Genomic DNA, 18,723 nt, shown 5'->3' on the forward strand with positions numbered 1-18,723 from the left:
TTTCCTGAGAGGGCGGGGGCCGAATCCGACACCCGGTCCAGAAAACCCCGGTCAGAGGATCTCGAGAAGCTCCGGGGATGCCGCCGCGCGCACCGCGTCGCGGGCCTCGGTCGCCGTCGCCGCCCCCCGGGCGGCCGCCGCGAGCTGCTGGCAGTCCAGCTGCGTGTGCGCAGCCAGGGCCACCCGCACGGCGGGCACTTTGCCGGGCGCCATCGACAGGCTCGAGACGCCGAGACCGACCAGGACGAGGGCGAGAAGCGGATCGCCGGCCGACTCGCCGCACACCCCGAGCGGCTTGCCGGCCTGTCGCGCACCGATGCCGGCGGCCGCGATGACGTCCAGGACGGCGGGCTGCCACGGGTCGAGCAGATCCGACAGCTCGCCCTGCATCCGGTCGGCGGCCATCGTGTACTGGGCGAGGTCGTTGGTGCCGAGGCTGCCGAAGTCGACGGCGCCGAGCACATGGGACGCGCGCAGCGCGGCGCCCGGGACCTCGATCATCACCCCGGCCTTCGGCAGGCCGTTCTCGTACACGCGGCGGGCGAACCATGCGGCCTCTTCGACGGTGGCGACCATCGGCGCCATGACCCGCACGTCCGCTCCGGTGAGCTTCGCGGCCGCGGCGAGGGCCTCCAGCTGGGCGTCCAGCAGCTCCGGGCGCTCGGCCGACAGTCGCAGGCCGCGCCGGCCGAGCGCCGGGTTCTCCTCGGGGCCGAGGTCGGCGAACTTGAGGGGTTTGTCGGCGCCGGCATCCAGCGTGCGCACGACGACGCGGCGGCCGCCGAACGGCTCGAACACGCGACGGTAGATCTCGGTCTGCTCGGCGACCGTCGGGGCGGTCTCGGACGAGAGGAACACGAACTCGGTGCGGAACAGGCCGACGCCCTCGAGGTCCTGAGGGCCGGCGAGCTCGGCATCCTCCACGCCGCCGATGTTGGCCAGCAGCGCGATGGCGAGTCCGTCCTTGGTGCGTCCGGGTCCGCTCGCGGCGGCGAGCGCAGTGGCGCGGCGTTCCCGGCGGGCGTGCTGGGCCGCGATGAGGGCGGGATCGGGGTCGATGACCACCTCGCCGGTGTCGCCGTCGAGGGAGATGTGGGTGCCGGGTGCGATGCCGGTCGCGCCGTGCAGCTGGACGACGGCGGGGATGCCCATCTGCGCCGCGAGGATGGCGGTGTGGCTGGTGCGGCCGCCGGCCTGGGTGACGATGCCGACGACGAGTGACCGGTCGAGGGTCGCGGTCTCGGCCGGGGCGAGGTCTTCGGCCACGAGGACGCTCGGCTGCGTGAAGTCCGGCACGCCCGGGGTGGGGACGCCGAGCACCGCCGCGACGGCACGGGCCCCCACGTCCCGGAGGTCGGCGACCCGCTCGGCGAAATAGCCGCCGAGCGCCTCGAACTTGACGACGAACTCCTCGACGGCGGCCGTGATCGCGGTCGCCGGGCCGACGCCGGCGTGCACCGACGCGACGGCGGCCTTCAGCAGCGACTTGTCCCGGGCGATCATCGCGGTCGCCTTGAGGATCGTCTGGGCGGTGTCGTTCACCCGTTCGACCTTCGCGTCGAGCGAGGCCGCCACGTCGGCGAAGGCCTGCGCGACGGCGGCCGCCGCGGCATCCGGGTCGGCCGGTGCCGGCTCGTTCGCCGGCGGCCGGACCGGCGGTGCGACCTGCACCACCGGTCCGTAAGCCGTGCCCGGGCTGACGCCGATTCCCTGCTGGATCTCGCCGGACGTCTCGGTCATGTCACTCGGCGTCCAGGTCGGTGGCCAGGAGCGCGACGAGCTTGTCCAGGACCGCGTCGGCGTCGTCGCCGGATGCCGTGAGCACGACCTCCTCGCCGTGGGTGGCGCCGAGCGCCATCACGCCGAGGATGCTGGTGGCGTCGACGGCATCCTGGCCCGGGCGGCCGATCTCGACGTCGAGGCCGGAATCGGCGGCCGCTTCGACGAACAGCGACGCGGGGCGGGCGTGCAGGCCGACGGACGAGGCGATGGTGACGGTACGGGTTGCCATGGTGTTCTCCTTCGAAGGGGCGGACGGATGTCAGGCGGCGACGGGCTCGGTGACCGGGGCCTCGGCGGAGGCGACGGCCTTGTTCTGCGCCATAGTCTTCAGCACGATCACGATGAGCGCCATGACCGCGACGCCGATCACGAGAGCCAGCACGAACAGGGCCGGCTGGCCGATGAGCGGCAGCACCCAGATGCCGCCGTGCGGGGCGCGCAGGGTCACCGCGAAGATCATGCAGAGGCCACCGGTGACGGCGGAGCCGATGACCGAGGAGGCGATCACGCGGATGGGGTCGGCGGCGGCGAACGGGATCGCGCCCTCGGAGATGAACGAGAGACCGAGGAGCCACGCGGCCTTGCCGTTCTCCCGTTCGGGGCCGTTGAAGAGCTTCGGGCGCACCGCGGTGGCCAGGGCCATCGCCAGCGGGGCGACCATGCCGGCGGCCATGACGGCGGCCATGATCTTCAGCTGCGGGGCATCCGTCGCGGCGCCCGCGGCGGCGAGTCCGGTGGTGGCGAACGCGTAGGCGGTCTTGTTGACCGGGCCGCCCAGGTCGAAGCCCATCATCGCGCCGAGGATGAGACCGAGGATCAGCGCGCTGGCGCCGGTCATGCCGTTCAGCCACGTGTTCAGCTGCGTCATGATCCACACGATCGGGCGGCCGAGGATGGTGATGAACAGACCCGCGGTGATCAGGGTGGAAAGCAGCGGGATCACGACGACGGGCATCACGCCACGGACGCCCTTGTGCACCTTCCAGCGCGAGATCCACAGGGCGACGAAGCCGCCGAGGAATCCGGTGACGAGGCCCCCGAGGAACCCGGCGCTCATCGTGGCCGCGATCGCTCCGCCGACGATGCCGGGAACGAGGCCGGGCCGGTCGGCGATCGCGTAGGCGATGAAGCCGGACAGGATCGGCACGAGGAAGCCGAACGACGCCCCGCCGATGACGAACAGCAGTCCGCCCCACGACATCAGGCTGAGCGGGTTGAAGTGCTGGGCGATGTTGAGCGGGTCGCCGGGGATGAGGTTGTACTTGACCACCGCGACGGGCCCGGCTGCGCCGATCGCGAGCTGCGCGATCATGAACGACAGGGCGATGAGGATGCCGCCCGCCGCGACGAACGGGATCATGTACGAGACGCCGGTCATCAGCCACTGCCGGATCTTGGTGCCGACCCGGGCGTTCTCCTCGACCTTGGTGGTGAGGCCGCCGGCGGCGGCCGCCTGGGCGGCCTGCGCGGCCTTGCTCGGGTCCGCCTCCCACTCGGCGGCGAGCGCGGCGGCGTGCGCGATGAGCTCGGGGCCGTCGGAGATCGCCTTCTTCACGCCGACGTCGACGGTCGGCTTTCCGGCGAAGCGCCCGACGTCCTTCACGGCGAGGTCGTGGGCGAAGACGACCGCGTCGGCGTCGGCGATCTCGGCGGCGGTGAGCGGCACGGTGCCGGCTGAACCCTGCGTCTCGACCTTCATCTCGTGGCCGGCTTCCTTCGCCGCGCGCTCCAGGGCCTCGGCGGCCATGTAGGTGTGCGCGATCCCGGTGGGGCACGAGGTGACGCCGACGAGCTTCAGCGACCGGTTCGCGGCCCCGGTGAGCGGGACGGGGTACTCTGCGGCGGCCGCGACGGCGGCGGCTGCGGCGGCATCCTCCTGCGCGTCGGACGCCACGGCGGGCGCCGGGGGCGCGTCGAGCTGCACCTGCTCGTCGACGATGGCGACGACCTCGGCCTCGGTGGTCGCGGCCAGCAGGGCGGCGCGGAACTCCTTCTTCATCAGGGCGCGGGCGAGCTTGGGCAGCATCTGCATGTGCGCGTCGCCGCCGTCGGCCGGCGCCGCGATGAGGAAGACGAGGTTGGCGGGGCCGTCTTTCGCACCCCAGTCGATGCCGTCCGTCACGCGTCCGAACACGAGCGAGGGCTCGGTGATGGCGGCGCTCCGCGCGTGCGGGATGCCGATGCCGCCGGGAAGCCCCGTGGCCATCTTCGTCTCACGCTCGCGGACGTCGGCGAGGAACTGCTCGAGGTCGGTGCAGCGACCGGTGGCGACGAGGCGTTCGGCGAGGTGACGGGTCGCCTCGTGCCGGTCGGCGCCGGTGAGGTCGAGCACCACCTGCTCTTCGTTGATCAGTGGCATGGCGATTCCTTCCGTGGAGTCAGTCAGCGAGCGGGAGCTCGCGGTCGGGGGAGGTGGTCAGCGAGACGTGGATGTCCCGGATGTCGGTCGGGGCGGGCACCTGGCTGCCGGGCAGTCCGACCGCGGCGGTGCCCCAGCGGACGCCTTCGGCGAGCGCATCGGATGCCGGGCGTCCGGCGTCGAGGCTGAAGAGGAGCCCGGCGAGCATGCAGTCGCCGGCGGCCACGGTCGAGACGACGTCTGCGGCGGGCGCCTGCGCATGCCAGACGCCGTCGCCGGTGACGAGGATCGCACCGTCGACGCCGAGGCTGACGGCGACGATCCGGATGCCGCCGCGGTGCAGCGCACAGGCGGCGTCGATGACGGCGCCGAGGGTCCGCAGGTCTGTGCCGACGAGGCCGCTCAGCTCTTCGCGGTTCGGCTTGATGAGCGTGGGCCCGGCGGCGACGGCGGTGGTGAGCGAGTGGCCGGACGTGTCGACGGCGATGTGGATGCCGCGCTCGCGGGCTCCGTCGACGAGGCGCGCGTAGAAGTCCGCGGGTGCGCCCGGCGGCAGGCTGCCGCCGCCGGACAGCCACGCGCCGGCGGGGACGTCGGCGAGGGCGGTGGCGATGAGCGCCGCGGTCTCGGCGGAATCCAGCCGCGGGCCGGGCTCGTTGAGCTTGGTGGTGGTGCCGTCGGGCTCGAGAACACTGATGTTCATGCGCACGTTGCCGCGGATCGGGACGACGTCGACCGGCACGCCCGCCGCCGCGCACAGCGATTCGAGCAGGCCGCCTTCGAGGCCGCCGGAGGGGAGCACGGCACGGGTGACGCCGCCCATCGCGACGACCGCGCGCGACACGTTCAGCCCCTTGCCGCCCGGGTCGATGCGGCTCGTCGTCGCGCGGAGCACCTCTCCACGGGAGAGGCGATCGAGTCCGACGGCGCGGTCGATGCTCGGGTTGGGGGTGAGGGTGACGATCATGCGGTCACGACCTTCGGGCCGGCGCTGCGCAGGGCATCGACGGCGTCGTCGTCGGCATCGGTGTCGGTGATGACGGTGTGGAGCTCGTCGGTCCGGGCGAAGCGCTGAAGGTGGACGGCGCCGAGCTTGCTGGAGTCGGCCAGCAGCACGCGGGTGCGGGCCGCATCGAGCATGGCGCGCTTGACCGCGGCTTCGTCCTGGTCGGGCGTGGTGAGGCCGTGCGCCGCGTCGAACCCGTTCGTTCCGAGGAACGCGACGTCGACGGTGAGGCCGGCCAGGGCGGCGGTGGCCCACGGGCCGACGGCGGCCGCGGTGACGGTGCGCACCCGGCCGCCGATCAGGAGCAGGGTCAGGTTCTCGCGGCCGGCGAGCGCCGCCGCGATGGTCGCGTTGTTGGTGACGACGGTGAGTCGCGCGTCGGTGGGGATGAGTTCCGCGAGCGCGAGGGTCGTCGATCCGGAGTCGAGCAGCACCGTGCCGTCCTCGGGAAGCTCGGCGAGCGCCCGGGTGGCGATGCGCAGCTTGGCGTCGGCCTGGCGTCCGATGCGGCTGGAGAGGGAGAGTTCGGGGACGGGGCGGTCGGTGGGCAGTGCGCCGCCGTGCACTCGGCGGACGAGGCCCTGCTGCTCGAGGACGGCGAGATCGCGCCGGACGGTCTCGGTCGTGACGTCGAATCGGTCAGCGAGGGTCGCGACCTCGACGCGGCCTTCACCCTGAGCGTGCTCGAGGATGCGCTGCTGCCGCTCTGCTGCGTACATCGGGGCTCCTTCGCCGTGCCCACCCCGGTGGTGGGCGTAGAGCCACTATCCCACATGAACCAACAGAAAACAATACAAACGAAGAATGCGGATGTTGGAACGTGTGGTTTACGACTCAGAGCGACCGAGTGGCGGCCTCCTGCCACGGAGCGACGTCGACGGAAACCCGCAGGGTCGACGAGGTCGCATCGGTGAAGATGATGCCCCGCATGGGGGAGACGTCCGCGTAGTCGCGCCCCCACGCCACGGTCACGTAGCGGTCGTTCGCCCGCTGATCGTTCGTGGGATCGATGGCCAGCCAGGCATCCTGCTCGGGGAGCCAGACGGCGAGCCAGGCGTGGGACGCATCGGCGCCGAAGACGCGCTCCTTGCCGGGCGGCGGCTGCGTCGCGAGATAGCCGCTGACGTAGCGGGCGGCGACGCCGTGGCTGCGCAGGCACGCGAGCGCGAGGTGCGCGAAGTCCTGGCAGACGCCCGCGCGCTGCTCGAGCACGTGGGCGACCGAGCTGGTGACGGTCGTCGCCGTGCTGTCGTAGCGGAAGTCCCGGAAGATGCGGTGCATGAGGTCGTCGGCCGCTTCACCCACCGGGCGCCCCGGGAGGAGGGAGGCCGCGGCGTACGCGAAAACCCCCTCCGCGTGCACGGCCCGGGCCGATTCCAGGGCGAATTCGGTGGCCAGCCACGCGTCGGAGGCCGCGCTGCCGTGAGGGCGGGAGGTCTCCCACGGACGCGCGAGGGCCTGCGGATCGTACTGCGGCGCGCGGACGGTCACGTCGCTGTTCGCCTCGATCTGCAGCCGACGGTGCTTGGCCGTGACCTGGAAATACGTGACCGCGTTGCCGTAGACGTCCGTGTCGCGGTCGAGGTCGACCGGTTCCGGGTCGACGCTCGCGGCGGTGGTCGCGACGTCCTGCCACGGGAGCGGTCGCGGCGTCATGTGGTAGACGCCGAGACTGTCGCGCACGTCGTCGTTGTACGTGTACGTGGTGCGGTGGAACACCCGATACCGCATCAGCCGACCTCCTCGATGACGGACAGATCGGTCAGTGCGACCGGCGGCAGGCCGCCGGCGAAGTGGATCTCCGCCGTCGCATCGGCAAGCTGCTCGAGCTGGCCGATGAGCTCGGAGAGGAGGAGCGCGAGGGCGTGCCGCCGGCCGCCCTGCGACGAGGCGAGGGAGGCGGCATCCACCTCGGCCAGCCGGTCGGCGAGATCGCCCACCAGCCGCTCGGCACGCGTCGAGCCCGTCGAGGCGGGAAGGTCGGCGAGGTGCTCCACGAGGCGGTCCACCGCGAACGCGACCGAGCGCGGGTTCTGCCGGTCCGCGAGCAGGAGCTCCGCGAGAGCCCCGACGCGAGCCGTGCCGCGGTAGCGCCGCCGGAAGGTGACGGCGCTCTCGGTGCACGCCACGAGCACGTCGCGCACCTCGCGTTCGACGCGGACCGGGCGGGTCTCGACAACCGTCGCCCGCAGCAGGCGGCAGACCTGCAGTCCGCGCTCCAGGCTGCGGCCGGCTTCGGTCATGCGCCAGCCGGCATCCCTGATCATGTTCGCCGTGACTCCCTGCAGCGAGAGGAGCGCACTGAGCATGCGGCCCGCGGACTCCGCGATCTGGTGGTCGTGCCGGCTGAGACGCAGCGCGCGCTGCGCCCGCGTCACGGCGGCGAACACCCGCCACGTGTCACCGGACAGCTGGTCGCGCACCTCCTCGAGCGCCTGACGCATCCGCTCGATGGCGTAGGCCGGACTCCCCACCCGCTGCGCGTCCAGCAGGAGCGAGCGCAGGTCGGCCGCGGGGGATGCCGCAGCGCGCCCGGTCGGCGGCCCCGCCAAACGGTGCAGCGGCACGAGGAGGGCCCGTGCTCCTGCGCCGGGGGCGCCGGGATCGGCGGCGCGCAGGTCATCGAGATCGGGATCGACCGCGAGGATCATCCGCAGCACGTCCTCGGCGCGCTCCGCGTAGCGGCCGGCCCAGAACAGGTTCTCCAGGCTCCGCGGCGAGAGCACCGTGTCGAGCCGGTCGACGACGTCCCCGTCCATGTCGGCGAGCCCCTGGTCGGGCTCGGACGCATCGGTCTTGCGCACCCACACGTCCTTGGCGATGCGCGTCCCGGTCTCGTCGTACGCCGTCGCCAGCCCACCGGCCAGCGGGCGATAGGCGGCGCCGTAGCGCAGCGTGAACATCCGCAGGGTCACCGGATGCGGGCTCGCCGAGCCGGCATCCGTCCAGACCGGCGCCCGCGACAGCAGCGCGCGCTCCCGGCCGACGTACAGGTGCGGGGCGGTCAGGATGCGGCCGCGCACCTCGTCCGGCGGAGGAGCCGAGACCGGGACGCCCGGCTGCACCGGCTCGTCGATGCGGAGCACCTCGAACCCGGGGTCGTCGAGTCGTGCCAGCACCTCGGCGCGCGCATCGTCGTCGCCGCACCACCACGTGGGGGCCTGCGCGAGTCGCAGGGGCTCGCCGAGCAGGGTCTGACACGCGTCCGGGAGGAACGCCGACAGTGCGGGGTTCTCGAGCACGCCGGCGCCCAGCCCGTTGACGACCCGCACCCGCCCGCGACGCACCGCCTCGGTGAGCCCGGCGACCCCGAGCCGCGAATCCCCGCGCAGCTCGAGCGGATCCGACCAGAGCGGATCGACCCGCCGCAGGATCACGTCGACCCGTTCGGTCGCGGGCTTGCGCGGCCAGCCCGGCGGCTTCAGCCACACGCGGCCGTCGCGCATCAGCAGGTCCTCGCCCTGCACGAGCGGGAACCCCAGCACGTTCGCCAGGTGTCCCTGGTCGAACGCGGTCTCCGAGCGCGACCCGGGGGAGAGAACCACCACGCGCGGCTCGGCGACCCCCTCCGCGGCGCTGTCCAGGAGCGCCGCGCGCAGGGCGGCATAGAACGGGGACATCCGGTGCGGCGCACCCAGCTGGTACAGCTCCGGGATCACCTGGGAGATCACCCGCCGGTTCTCCATCACATAACCGAGCCCCGACGGGGCCTGCAGGCGGTCCGCCAGCACCTGCCAGGTTCCGTCGGGCGCGCGGCCCAGGTCTGCCGCGGTCACCACCAGCGACTGCGCGCCGGAGGCGGATGCCCGCACCAGCGGCCGCAGGTAGCCGCTGTGGCCGAAGATCGCCGCCGCGGGAAGGACGCCGTCGCGCAGGAGCGCGCGCTCGCCGTAGAGGTCGGTGAGGATCGCGTTCCACAGCTCGGCACGCTGGGCGAGTCCGGCATCCAGATGGGCCCACGTCTCGGAATCCAGGACGAACGGCATCGGGTCCAGTCGCCACGGCAGCGCCTCGCCCGTCGGCGGAGTCCAGGTCACGCCGTCGTCGGCGAGGAACCTGCTGACATCGTCGGCGACCCGGGTGACCTCGGGCCCCTCCAGGTCGAGGGCGACCGCGGCGAACTCGCGCCAGGCCGGACGCAGGGTGCCGTCGGCATCCACCACCTCGTCGTATGCGCCGGAACCGACCTGCTCGCCCGCGGTGCGGGCGTAGTCCTGGATGATGCTCAAGCGCGGGCCTCTCGGTTGCCGTGACGGGGCGCAGGCCCCGCTTCAACCTACCGGCACAACCGCCACCCGCCCATCCCGCGCGGGGCGGTATCATCGAGGGATACGCATCGATCCGGCCATCACCGGGGAGCACTCGGAAGAACAGGGCGCGAGCCCCCAGTAGAACCGGGCGGGGCAGGCCCGTCACAGCCGCAGTGAGAGTGGCGCTCGGTCGTTGAGCGAGGACGCGCGAAGCGCGCCCGAGACGAAACGCAGGGTGCAACGCAGGGTGGTACCGCGGTCCCAGGATCGTCCCGGCAGCACGATGAATCCGAGTTGCTGCGAGAGATGATGACCTACCCCAAGAGCTCCGCCTTCGGCCCCGCCGCCGACCTCGTCCCGAGCCCGCGCTTTCCCGACATCGAGCGGGAGACCCTCGCCTTCTGGGACCAGGACGACACCTTCCGCGCATCCATCGCGAACCGTGACGGCGCCGAGGAATGGGTGTTCTACGACGGACCCCCGTTCGCCAACGGCCTGCCGCACTACGGGCACCTGCTGACCGGCTACGCCAAGGACCTCTTCCCGCGCTTCCAGACCATGCGCGGCAAGAGGGTCGACCGCGTCTTCGGGTGGGACACCCACGGTCTCCCGGCTGAGCTCGAGGCGATGAAGCAGCTCGGACTCACCGAGAAGAGCGAGATCGAGGCCATGGGCATCGACACGTTCAACGCCAAGGCGCGCGCCTCCGTGCTGAAGTACACCCGCGACTGGGAGGACTACGTCACGCGGCAGGCCCGCTGGGTGGACTTCGAGCGCGGCTACAAGACCCTCGACACCAACTACATGGAGTCGGTGCTGTGGGCCTTCAAGACCCTGTGGGACAAGGGCCTCGCCTACGAGGGCTACCGGGTGCTGCCGTACTGCTGGCGCGACGAGACGCCGCTCTCGAACCACGAGCTGCGCATGGACGACGACGTCTACAAGATGCGCCAGGACCCCTCGGTCACGGTGACCTTCCCGCTCACCGGCGCCAAGGCCGAGACCCTCGGCCTGACCGCCGTGCGCGCGCTCGCGTGGACGACCACCCCGTGGACGCTGCCGACGAACCTGGCGCTCGTGGTCGGCCCCGACATCGAGTACGTCGTGGTCCCCGGGGGCCCCGCCGGCGCCGCGGACGTGCACCCCGGCGACGACGCGCTCGAAGCGACCGCGCACCGCTACCTGCTGGCATCCGACCTCCTCGGGTCCTACGCCAAGGACCTCGGCTACGAGTCGGCGGAGGCGGCGCGTGCGGCCGTGGACCAGATCGTCCGCGGCGCCGAGCTCGCCGACGTGACCTACGACCGGCTGTTCGACTACTACGCCGACGCCGACGTCTGGGGCACCGGCAACGCCTGGCGCATCCTCGTCGACGACTACGTCACCACCACCGACGGCACCGGCATCGTGCACCAGGCGCCCGCCTACGGTGAGGACGACCAGCGCGTCACCGAGGCGCACGGCATCCCGCTCATCATGAGCCTGGACGACGGCGGCCGGTTCCTGCCGCAGGTGACCGACGTCGCCGGCGAGCTGTGGATGGACGCCAACCGGCCGCTCATCCGCGTGCTGAAGGCCGAGGGGCGGCTCCTGCGCGAGGCATCCTACGAGCACTCCTACCCGCACTGCTGGCGGTGCCGGAACCCCCTCATCTACCGGGCGGTCTCCAGCTGGTTCGTGCGCGTCACCGACTTCAAGGACCGCATGCTCGCGGGCAACGAGCAGATCACCTGGGTGCCCGGCAACGTGCAGCACGGCCAGTTCGGCAAGTGGCTCGAGGGCGCGCGCGACTGGTCGATCAGCCGCAACCGCTACTGGGGCTCGCCCATCCCGATCTGGAAGAGCGACGACCCCGCGCACCCGCGCGTGGACGCCTACGGATCGCTGGCCGAGCTGGAGCGCGACTTCGGCCGACTGCCGCGCAACCCGGAGGGCGAGGTCGACCTGCATCGTCCCTACATCGACGAGCTGACGCGCCCGAACCCGGACGACCCCACCGGCAAGAGCACCATGCGCCGCATCGAGGACGTCTTCGACGTGTGGTTCGACTCCGGCTCCATGCCGTACGCCCAGGTGCACTATCCGTTCGAGAACCGCGAATGGTTCGACACGCACGCGCCGGCGGACTTCATCGTCGAGTACATCGGTCAGACGCGCGGCTGGTTCTACCTGATGCACGTGCTCTCAACGGCGCTGTTCGACCGCCCGGCGTTCAGCGGCGTCGCCTGCCACGGCATCGTGCTGGGCAGCGACGGGCAGAAGATGTCGAAGTCGTTGCGCAACTATCCCGACGTCAACGAGGTCTTCGACCGCGACGGCTCGGACGCGATGCGCTGGTTCCTGATGTCGAGCTCGGTGCTGCGGGGCGGCAACCTCGTCGTCACCGAGGAGGGCATCCGCGCGGGCGTGCGGGAGTTCATGCTCCCGGTGTGGAACGCGTGGTACTTCTTCTCCACGTACGCCAACGCGGCGACCGCATCCGGCTACGAGGCCACGTGGCGCACGGACTCCACGGACGTGCTCGACCGCTACATCCTGGCGCTCACCGGCGACCTGGTGCGGGACGTCGCGACCGACCTGGAGGGCCTCGACTCGACGATGGCAGCGGCCAAGCTCCGCGACTTCGCCGAGGTGCTGACCAACTGGTACATCCGGCGCTCGCGCGACAGGTTCTGGACCGGAGTGACGGACGACCCCCGCAGCCGCGAGGCGTTCGACACCCTGTACACGGTGCTCGAGACGCTGTGCCGCGTGGCGGCGCCCCTCATCCCGCTCGTCTCCGAGCGGGTGTGGCAGGGCCTCACGGGCGGCCGCAGCGTGCACCTGACCGACTGGCCGGATGCTACGGCGTTCGCTCCGGCGGCGGACATCCGCGAGGCGATGGATGCCGCGCGCGAGGTGTCCAGCGTCGCCAACGCGCTGCGCAAGCGCGAGGGCAAGCGCGTGCGCCTGCCCCTGCCTCGCCTCACCGTGGCAGTGGCCGGCTCCGCGGGCCTCGGGCTGTTCACCGACATCCTCCGCGAGGAGCTCAACGTCAAGGGCGTCGAACTCGTCGAACTCGGCGACGACACCGCCTCCGAGTACGGGATCACGCACCGCCTGCAGGTCAATGCCCGGGCTGCCGGCCCGCGCCTGGGCAAGCAGGTGCAGCAGGTGATCCAGGCGTCCAAGGCGGGGGACTGGCAGCAGACCCCCGAGGGCGTCGTCGCGGGCGGCATCCTGCTCGAAGAACCGGAGTACGAGCTCGTGCTGGAGACCGCCGGCCGCCCCGAGGGCGAGGCGCTCGCGCTGCTTCCCTCCGGCGGGTTCGTGCTCCTGGACACGACCACGACCCCCGAGCTCGAGGCCGAGGGCCTGGCCCGCGACGTCGTGCGCGCCGTGCAGGACACCCGCAAGGCCGCCGGCTTCGAGGTCAGCGACCGCATCGCCCTGTCGCTGTCGTTCGACGACGAGGAGGATGCCGCGGCGGTTCGCGACGCCTTCGCGACGGCCGACGTGGCCGGCGAGACCCTCGCTCTCGTCGCGACGGTCAACGGCGCCGTGCTCACCGGCTCCACCTTCGACGCGGCGGTCGAGGCCGGTCACACCGGTTCGTTCGCGGCGGGCGACTTCGCTAACCGCGGCGGCTTCACCGTCGGTGTGACGAAGGTCCTCGTGCGTGAGACGGAGGCGGTGTGATGGACGATCGCGAACGCGCGGACGCCGTCTACTCGGCTCTGCTGGAGCGCCAGGGTGAGCAGTGGGTGCAGCCGCGGGTGGAGCGCACCCGCCGCGTGCTGGAGCTGCTCGACGACCCGCAGCGCACCTACCGGGTCGTGCACGTCACCGGGACGAACGGCAAGACCTCGACCAGCCGGATGATCGAGAGCCTCATCCGCGCCCACGGGCTGCGGACGGGCCTGTTCACGAGCCCGCACCTGCAGCGGTTCACGGAGCGCATCATGATCGACGGCGCGCCCGTCGAGGATGCCGCCGTCGCCGATGCGTGGGACGAGATCCTCCCGTTCGTGGAGCTCGTCGACGCCGAGCTCGCCGCGGCCGGCGACGCCCGGCTCACCTTCTTCGAGGTGCTCACCGTGCTCGCGTTCGTGGTCGCGGCCGACGCACCGGTCGACGTCCTCGTGCTGGAGGTCGGGATGGGCGGCGCGTGGGACTCCACGAACACGGCCGACGGCGACGTGGCGGTCTTCGCCCCGATCGACATCGATCACGCGGACCGCCTCGGAGACACGATCGCCGAGATCGCCGGCGTGAAGGCGGGCATCATCAAGGACGGCGCGGCCGTCGTCTCGTCCCGGCAGGATGCCGCGGCCGAGCAGGTGCTGCGCGCCGCGGCCGCCGCGCGCGGCGCGTCGATCGCCTTCGAGGGCGAGGGATTCGCCCTCGCCGAGCAGCGCCTCGCGGTCGGCGGACAGCAGCTGCGCGTGCGCGGCCTCGCCGGCAGCTACGACGACGTCTATCTGCCTCTGTACGGCGCCCACCAGGGCTTCAACGCGGCACTCGCGATCGCCGCGGTCGAGGCGCTGATCGGCGGCGCGAGCCAGCCGATCACCGGCGACGTGCTCGCCGAGGGCCTCGGGCAGGTGCTCTCGCCCGGACGACTCCAGCTGCTCGGCACCGAGCCGACCGTGCTCGTCGACGCCGCGCATAACCCGCACGGCGCCCGCGCGCTTGTGACCGCGCTGCGCGAGTCGTTCGACTTCGACGAGTGGGGGGTGGTGCTGGGCGTCCTCGCCGACAAGGATGCCGCCGGCATCCTCCGCGAGCTGGCACCGGTCGCGGCGCATGTGTTCGCCACCGCGCCCGATTCGGAGCGCGCGAACGACGCCGACCGCATCGCCGACCTCGCCGAGGCGGCGGAGCTGCCGGTCACGGTGCACCGCGATCTCGCCGACGCGGCCGACGCCGCCCGGGCGTGGGCCGCGCAGGGTCAGGAGGCGCCGCACCGGCGCGCGGTGATCATCGCCGGGTCGGTGGTGCTCGCCGGCGAGGCTGTGGCCCTGTCGGCATCCGAGGACTGGAAGGCGGGGTACGAGTCGTGACCGAGGCGAACTCCGCGGCCTCGGGCGCCGAGCCGCCGGTCCCGGCCCGCAAGCCGCGCCGTCAGCGTGGTGCTGCCGAATCGCTCGGCCAGGTGGTGCTGGGCGCCGAGGCGCTCATCATGTTCCTCGCCGGCCTCGTCATCTACGGCCTGAAGGCGCTGCCTGCACCCATCGCCCCGTGGTGGGGGATCATCGTCGGGATCGTCCTGGCGGTGCTGATGCTCGTGGTCTCCGGCCTGACGCGCTATCGGTGGGGGATCGTCCTGGGCTGGGCCCTGCAGGTCGTGGTGGCCCTCTGCGCCTTCCTCGTGCCCGCGATGCTCATCGTGGCGCTGATTTTCGGCGCCATGTACGGATATGGGACCATCAAGGGAGCGTCACTGGACCGGCGCAACGCCCGAATCTTGCGCGAATCCGCGAACGGAGACTGACCCATGGCCACCGAACAGACCCTCGTCCTCGTCAAGCCCGACGGTGTGGCCCGCGGCTTGACGGGCGCGATCCTCGCCCGCATCGAGGCGAAGGGATACTCCCTCGTCGACATCAAGCTCGTGGAACCCGACCGCGAGGTCCTCGAGAAGCACTACGCCGAGCACGCCGGCAAGCCGTTCTACGAGCCCCTCGTGGAGTTCATGATGTCCGGCCCGTCGGTCGCCATCCGTCTCGCCGGCAACCGCGTGATCGAAGGCTTCCGGTCGCTCGCGGGCACCACCGACCCGACGACCGCCGCGCCCGGCACGATCCGCGGCGATCTCGGCCGGGACTGGGGCCTGCCGGTGCAGCAGAACCTCGTGCACGGCTCGGACAGCGCCGAGTCGGCGGCACGAGAGCTCGGCATCTGGTTCGGCTGAGTCGCCCTTCCCTCTGCGAACAGACCCTCGCTTTCGGCGGGGGTCTGTCCGTCTCTGCAGGCGGGTGGGCTCAGAAGAACGTGCCGAGGACGTTCAGGTGCAGCTGCGCGGCGCCGAAGATGATCAGGTAGCCCAGCACGGCCAGCAGCACGATCCACGGCGCCAGGACGTCGCCGACGCGTTTCAGGGCCCGTCCGCCGATGCCGGCGCGGAGGTTGCGGACGGTGACGCCGAGGAACATCGGGATGGTCACGAAGTACACGAGCGAGCACCACGGGCACAGGGTGCCGATGTCGAAGATGCTCTCGAACGCGAGCCAGAACACGAACGCGATCGCGAAGAGCATGCCGGCGTTGAAGGTCCACCAGAACCACGCCGCGAAGCGCGCGCGGGCGAGCAATGCCGCGCCGACGACGATGGGTGCCGGATACGTCATGAGGCCGAGGATCGGGTTGGGGAAGCCGAAGACGCTGCCCTGCCACGAGTTGATGTTCTTGCCGCACTGCACGATCGAATTGACGTTGCACGTCAGAGCGATCTCCGGATGCTTCAGCAGATTGATGTCGTCCATGGTCAGCTGGAACGCGGCCAGGAGGCCGAGGGCGCCGCCGACGATGAGCACGATCGCCAGGACGGTGTGGGTGCCCGGGGGCGCGGATGCCGCGGGAGGCGTGGACTCGGACTCGGTCGTGGTGTCGGCCATGACTCGGATTATGGCATCCCGCCGTAAGCCGAAACCCACCCGGATGCCTCCGCTTCGCGGATATCGCCCGGTTGGTGCGATAATGGAGCGGATGCAGCCCCGGCGACGCCGAGGCCGCGTCGAGAGACTTTCGGGCGTGAAACGCCCAATGCAGTCCGAGCGAACCCGCCGACTGCAGACCGTGAGAATTCGCGGGGCCGCCTCGCCGAGCGAGGTGCTCCGCACGAGATTTCGCCGGGCGACGCACGGTGTCGCCCGCAGGAAGAGCACCGGTGACGGTTGATGAGATCCCCACGAACCGAGACGAGCAGCCGGGCGCGGACGCCGATCTGACGCCCCTTCCGGCGCCGGAGCAGGATGCCGCGACCCCCGAGGACGCCCCGGAGGCATCCCCGGCCGAGGCCGTCGGCGACGCTCCGGTCGAGCAGCCCGCCGAGGAGGCGGCCGCTGACGAGGCACCCGAGGCATCGGAAGAGTCCGAGAACACCGAGGAGACCGGCCCCGCCGAGTCCGAGGCGTCCGCGGAGCCGGGTCCGGCCGCCGAATCGGACGCTCCCGTCGCCGAGACCGAGCAGTCCGTCGTGCCCGAGGCCGAGCCTGCCGGATCGGCCGAGCCCGAGCAGACCGCACCGGCCCGGCCCGAGGCCGAGCAGGCTCCGTCGGCCGAGTCCGAGCAGCCGGCGTCGACCGAGCCCGTGACCGCGGTGTCCCTCGGCCTGCTGCCGGCCGAGTTCGTCTCGTCGGTGTCGACGGCCCTGCACTTCTACGCTCCCGAGGTGCTGCCGCTCCCGGTCCGCCCCGAGCGCGAAGAGGCCTCCGAGCCGGCGCAGAGCAGCTCCCGGCGCCGTCGCCGGCGCGGTGAGAGCCGCGACGAGGCGCCCGAGGAGTCGCCCGCTCCGCGCAAGCGCCAGCGCGCGGTCGAATTGATCACCGAGCCGCAGCGCATCAAGGGCTCCACTCGCCTCGAGGCCAAGAAGCAGCGTCGTCGCGACGGTCGCGAGGCCGGCCGGCGGCGTCCCGTCGTGACCGAGGCGGAGTTCCTCGCGCGCCGCGAGGCCGTCGACCGGGTGATGGTCGTGCGGTCGAAGAACGGCCGCATCCAGATCGCGGTCCTCGAAGACAACGTGCTCGTGGAGCACTACGTCGCCCGCAGCCAGGATGCGTCGCTGATCGGCAACGTGTACCTCGGCCGCGTGCAGAACGTGCTTCCGAGCATGGAGGCCGCCTTCGTCGACATCGGACGCGGCCGCAACGCGGTGCTGTACTCCGGCGAGGTCGACTGGGATGCCGTCGAGACCGGCAACCAGCCCCGTCGCATCGAGCTGGCCCTCAAGTCCGGCGACAAGGTGCTCGTGCAGGTCACGAAGGACCCGGTCGGCCACAAGGGCGCGCGTCTGACCAGCCAGATCTCGCTCCCGGGCCGCTACCTCGTGTACGTTCCGGGCGGGGCGATGAACGGCATCTCGCGCAAGCTCCCCGACACCGAGCGCGCACGTCTCAAGAAGATCCTCAAGGAGGTTCTTCCGGAGTCGTCGGGCGTCATCGTCCGCACCGCGGCGGAGGGCGCGACCGAGGAGCAGCTCACGCGCGACGTGCAGCGGCTCACGTCGCAGTGGGAGCACATCAGCAAGGCGGTGGCATCCACCCCCGCGCCCACGCTGCTGCACTCCGAGCCCGACCTGCTCGTCAAGATCGTCCGTGATGTCTTCAACGAGGACTTCACGAAGATGCTCATCCAGGGCGAGGACGCCCAGCACACCATCGAGAAGTACCTCGAGGCCGTGGCGCCCGACCTGCTCGAGCGCGTGGAGCGCTACGAGGCCGACAACGACCCGTTCGACGCGTATCGCATCACCGAGCAGATCGAGAAGGCGCTCGACCGCAAGGTGTGGCTCCCGTCGGGCGGTTCGCTCGTCATCGACCGCACCGAGGCGATGACCGTCGTCGACGTCAACACGGGCAAGTTCGTCGGCACCGGCGGCAACCTCGAAGAGACGGTGACGAAGAACAACCTGGAGGCGGCCGAAGAGATCGTCCGGCAGCTGCGTCTCCGCGACATCGGCGGCATCATCGTCGTCGACTTCATCGACATGGTGCTGGAGTCCAACCGCGACCTGGTGCTGCGCCGGCTCATCGAATGCCTGAGCCGTGACCGCACGAAGCACCAGGTGGCCGAGGTCACCTCGCTCGGCCTCGTGCAGATGACCCGCAAGAAGCTCGGCCTGGGCCTCCTGGAGACCTTCAGCGAGCAGTGCGAGGTGTGCGCGGGCCGCGGCATCATCGTGCACCACGACCCGCTCGTGAAGCACCGTTCGGCGCAGGCCCAGCAGTCCGGCAACGGCTCGTCGTCGCGCCGCGGCGGCAACCGCCAGCCGCAGCCGTCGAGCCAGCCGTCCGGCGGCGCCCACGGCATCCCGGAAGGGGCGAAGTCCGCGCTCGCGCAGATCGCCGCATCGACCCTGCACCACGAGGAGCAGCCGACGCAGGCGCAGCCCTCGATGCTTCCGCTGCCCGAGCTGGATGCCCCGGCCGAGAAGCCGGCCGAGCGCACCAAGAAGCGGCGCAAGAAGTCCGACGCGTCGTCGCCGAAGACCGAGAAGGAGCTGCTGCTCGACTCGGTGCTCAGCGCGCTGCCGGAGCCGAAGGCTCCGGGCCAGGGCCGGGCCCGGCGTCGCGTGACGACGGCGGCGCTGACCCCGACCCCGATCGTGGTCGACGAGTCCTGACCCG

General features: G+C 71.6%; 13 protein-coding genes. 5 read left to right on the forward strand and 8 right to left on the reverse strand.

Going from position 1 to position 18,723, the window contains the following annotated elements:
- Positions 1-51: 51 nt before the first annotated feature.
- The 7 genes from ptsP to LK09_RS04300 all read right to left on the reverse strand — a co-directional run bounded on the left by ptsP (position 52) and on the right by LK09_RS04300 (position 9,376).
- On the reverse strand, positions 52-1,740 hold the full coding sequence (gene ptsP / locus LK09_RS04270) for a phosphoenolpyruvate--protein phosphotransferase (protein ID WP_039396467.1): 1,689 nt from the start codon (positions 1,738-1,740) through the stop codon (positions 52-54).
- Between the two features lies 1 nt (position 1,741).
- The gene (locus LK09_RS04275; protein ID WP_039396469.1) at positions 1,742-2,011 is read right to left on the reverse strand and encodes an HPr family phosphocarrier protein; all 270 of its coding nucleotides are present in this window, start codon (positions 2,009-2,011) and stop codon (positions 1,742-1,744) included.
- Between the two features lie 30 nt (positions 2,012-2,041).
- Positions 2,042-4,141, reverse strand: coding sequence for a PTS fructose transporter subunit IIABC (locus LK09_RS04280; protein ID WP_039396471.1), 2,100 nt, complete (start codon positions 4,139-4,141; stop codon positions 2,042-2,044).
- Positions 4,142-4,160: 19 nt separating this feature from the next.
- Complete coding sequence (gene pfkB / locus LK09_RS04285; RefSeq protein ID WP_039396473.1) at positions 4,161-5,108, reverse strand: 1-phosphofructokinase; 948 nt, start codon at positions 5,106-5,108, stop codon at positions 4,161-4,163.
- Positions 5,105-5,866, reverse strand: coding sequence for a DeoR/GlpR family DNA-binding transcription regulator (locus LK09_RS04290; RefSeq protein WP_039396475.1), 762 nt, complete (start codon positions 5,864-5,866; stop codon positions 5,105-5,107). The genes pfkB and LK09_RS04290 overlap by 4 nt, the downstream gene beginning before the upstream one ends.
- 115 nt (positions 5,867-5,981) lie before the next feature.
- The gene (locus LK09_RS04295) at positions 5,982-6,878 is read right to left on the reverse strand and encodes a transglutaminase family protein (RefSeq protein WP_231562953.1); all 897 of its coding nucleotides are present in this window, start codon (positions 6,876-6,878) and stop codon (positions 5,982-5,984) included.
- Positions 6,878-9,376, reverse strand: coding sequence for a circularly permuted type 2 ATP-grasp protein (locus LK09_RS04300; RefSeq protein WP_039396477.1), 2,499 nt, complete (start codon positions 9,374-9,376; stop codon positions 6,878-6,880). The genes LK09_RS04295 and LK09_RS04300 overlap by 1 nt, the downstream gene beginning before the upstream one ends.
- 330 nt (positions 9,377-9,706) lie before the next feature.
- Here LK09_RS04300 and ileS point away from each other — a divergent pair, with 330 nt between their 5' ends.
- From ileS to ndk, 4 genes are read left to right on the forward strand one after another with little or no spacing between them, the layout of a single operon-like run.
- A complete protein-coding gene (gene ileS / locus LK09_RS04305; RefSeq protein ID WP_039398005.1) occupies positions 9,707-13,075 on the forward strand; it encodes an isoleucine--tRNA ligase in 3,369 nt (1,122 codons plus the stop codon).
- Positions 13,075-14,439 carry a bifunctional folylpolyglutamate synthase/dihydrofolate synthase gene (locus LK09_RS04310; RefSeq protein WP_039396479.1) on the forward strand — a complete coding sequence of 455 codons (1,365 nt, stop codon included), beginning with the start codon at positions 13,075-13,077 and terminating at the stop codon, positions 14,437-14,439. The genes ileS and LK09_RS04310 overlap by 1 nt, the downstream gene beginning before the upstream one ends.
- Positions 14,436-14,870 (forward strand): DUF4233 domain-containing protein, encoded by a 435-nt coding sequence (locus LK09_RS04315; protein WP_039396482.1) that lies wholly within the window; start codon positions 14,436-14,438, stop codon positions 14,868-14,870. Before LK09_RS04310 ends, LK09_RS04315 begins: the two co-directional genes overlap by 4 nt.
- A gap of 3 nt (positions 14,871-14,873) precedes the next feature.
- Positions 14,874-15,290, forward strand: coding sequence for a nucleoside-diphosphate kinase (ndk, locus tag LK09_RS04320; protein ID WP_039396484.1), 417 nt, complete (start codon positions 14,874-14,876; stop codon positions 15,288-15,290).
- Between the two features lie 70 nt (positions 15,291-15,360).
- On the opposite strand, the gene LK09_RS04325 is transcribed toward ndk, so the two are convergent.
- Positions 15,361-15,993 carry a vitamin K epoxide reductase family protein gene (locus LK09_RS04325; protein ID WP_039396486.1) on the reverse strand — a complete coding sequence of 211 codons (633 nt, stop codon included), beginning with the start codon at positions 15,991-15,993 and terminating at the stop codon, positions 15,361-15,363.
- A gap of 329 nt (positions 15,994-16,322) precedes the next feature.
- On the opposite strand from LK09_RS04325, the gene LK09_RS04330 reads away from it, so the two are divergent.
- On the forward strand, positions 16,323-18,719 hold the full coding sequence (locus LK09_RS04330) for an Rne/Rng family ribonuclease (RefSeq protein WP_052226566.1): 2,397 nt from the start codon (positions 16,323-16,325) through the stop codon (positions 18,717-18,719).
- The last annotated feature ends 4 nt before the right edge of the window (positions 18,720-18,723 follow it).

The organism is Microbacterium mangrovi, assembly GCF_000802305.1.
Taxonomy (GTDB): Bacteria; Actinomycetota; Actinomycetes; order Actinomycetales; family Microbacteriaceae; genus Microbacterium; species Microbacterium mangrovi.

What these genes read in the sequence shown, in the direction of transcription:
- LK09_RS04275 (WP_039396469.1), bottom strand. Translation starts at nt 2,011, where the DNA reads ATGGCAACCCGTACCGTCACCATCGCCTCGTCCGTCGGCCTGCACGCC.
- ptsP (WP_039396467.1), bottom strand. Translation starts at nt 1,740, where the DNA reads ATGACCGAGACGTCCGGCGAGATCCAGCAGGGAATCGGCGTCAGCCCG.
- LK09_RS04290 (WP_039396475.1), bottom strand. Translation starts at nt 5,866, where the DNA reads ATGTACGCAGCAGAGCGGCAGCAGCGCATCCTCGAGCACGCTCAGGGT.
- ileS (WP_039398005.1), top strand. Translation starts at nt 9,707, where the DNA reads ATGACCTACCCCAAGAGCTCCGCCTTCGGCCCCGCCGCCGACCTCGTC.
- LK09_RS04280 (WP_039396471.1), bottom strand. Translation starts at nt 4,141, where the DNA reads ATGCCACTGATCAACGAAGAGCAGGTGGTGCTCGACCTCACCGGCGCC.
- pfkB (WP_039396473.1), bottom strand. Translation starts at nt 5,108, where the DNA reads ATGATCGTCACCCTCACCCCCAACCCGAGCATCGACCGCGCCGTCGGA.
- LK09_RS04325 (WP_039396486.1), bottom strand. Translation starts at nt 15,993, where the DNA reads ATGGCCGACACCACGACCGAGTCCGAGTCCACGCCTCCCGCGGCATCC.
- LK09_RS04295 (WP_231562953.1), bottom strand. Translation starts at nt 6,878, where the DNA reads ATGCGGTATCGGGTGTTCCACCGCACCACGTACACGTACAACGACGAC.
- LK09_RS04310 (WP_039396479.1), top strand. Translation starts at nt 13,075, where the DNA reads ATGGACGATCGCGAACGCGCGGACGCCGTCTACTCGGCTCTGCTGGAG.
- ndk (WP_039396484.1), top strand. Translation starts at nt 14,874, where the DNA reads ATGGCCACCGAACAGACCCTCGTCCTCGTCAAGCCCGACGGTGTGGCC.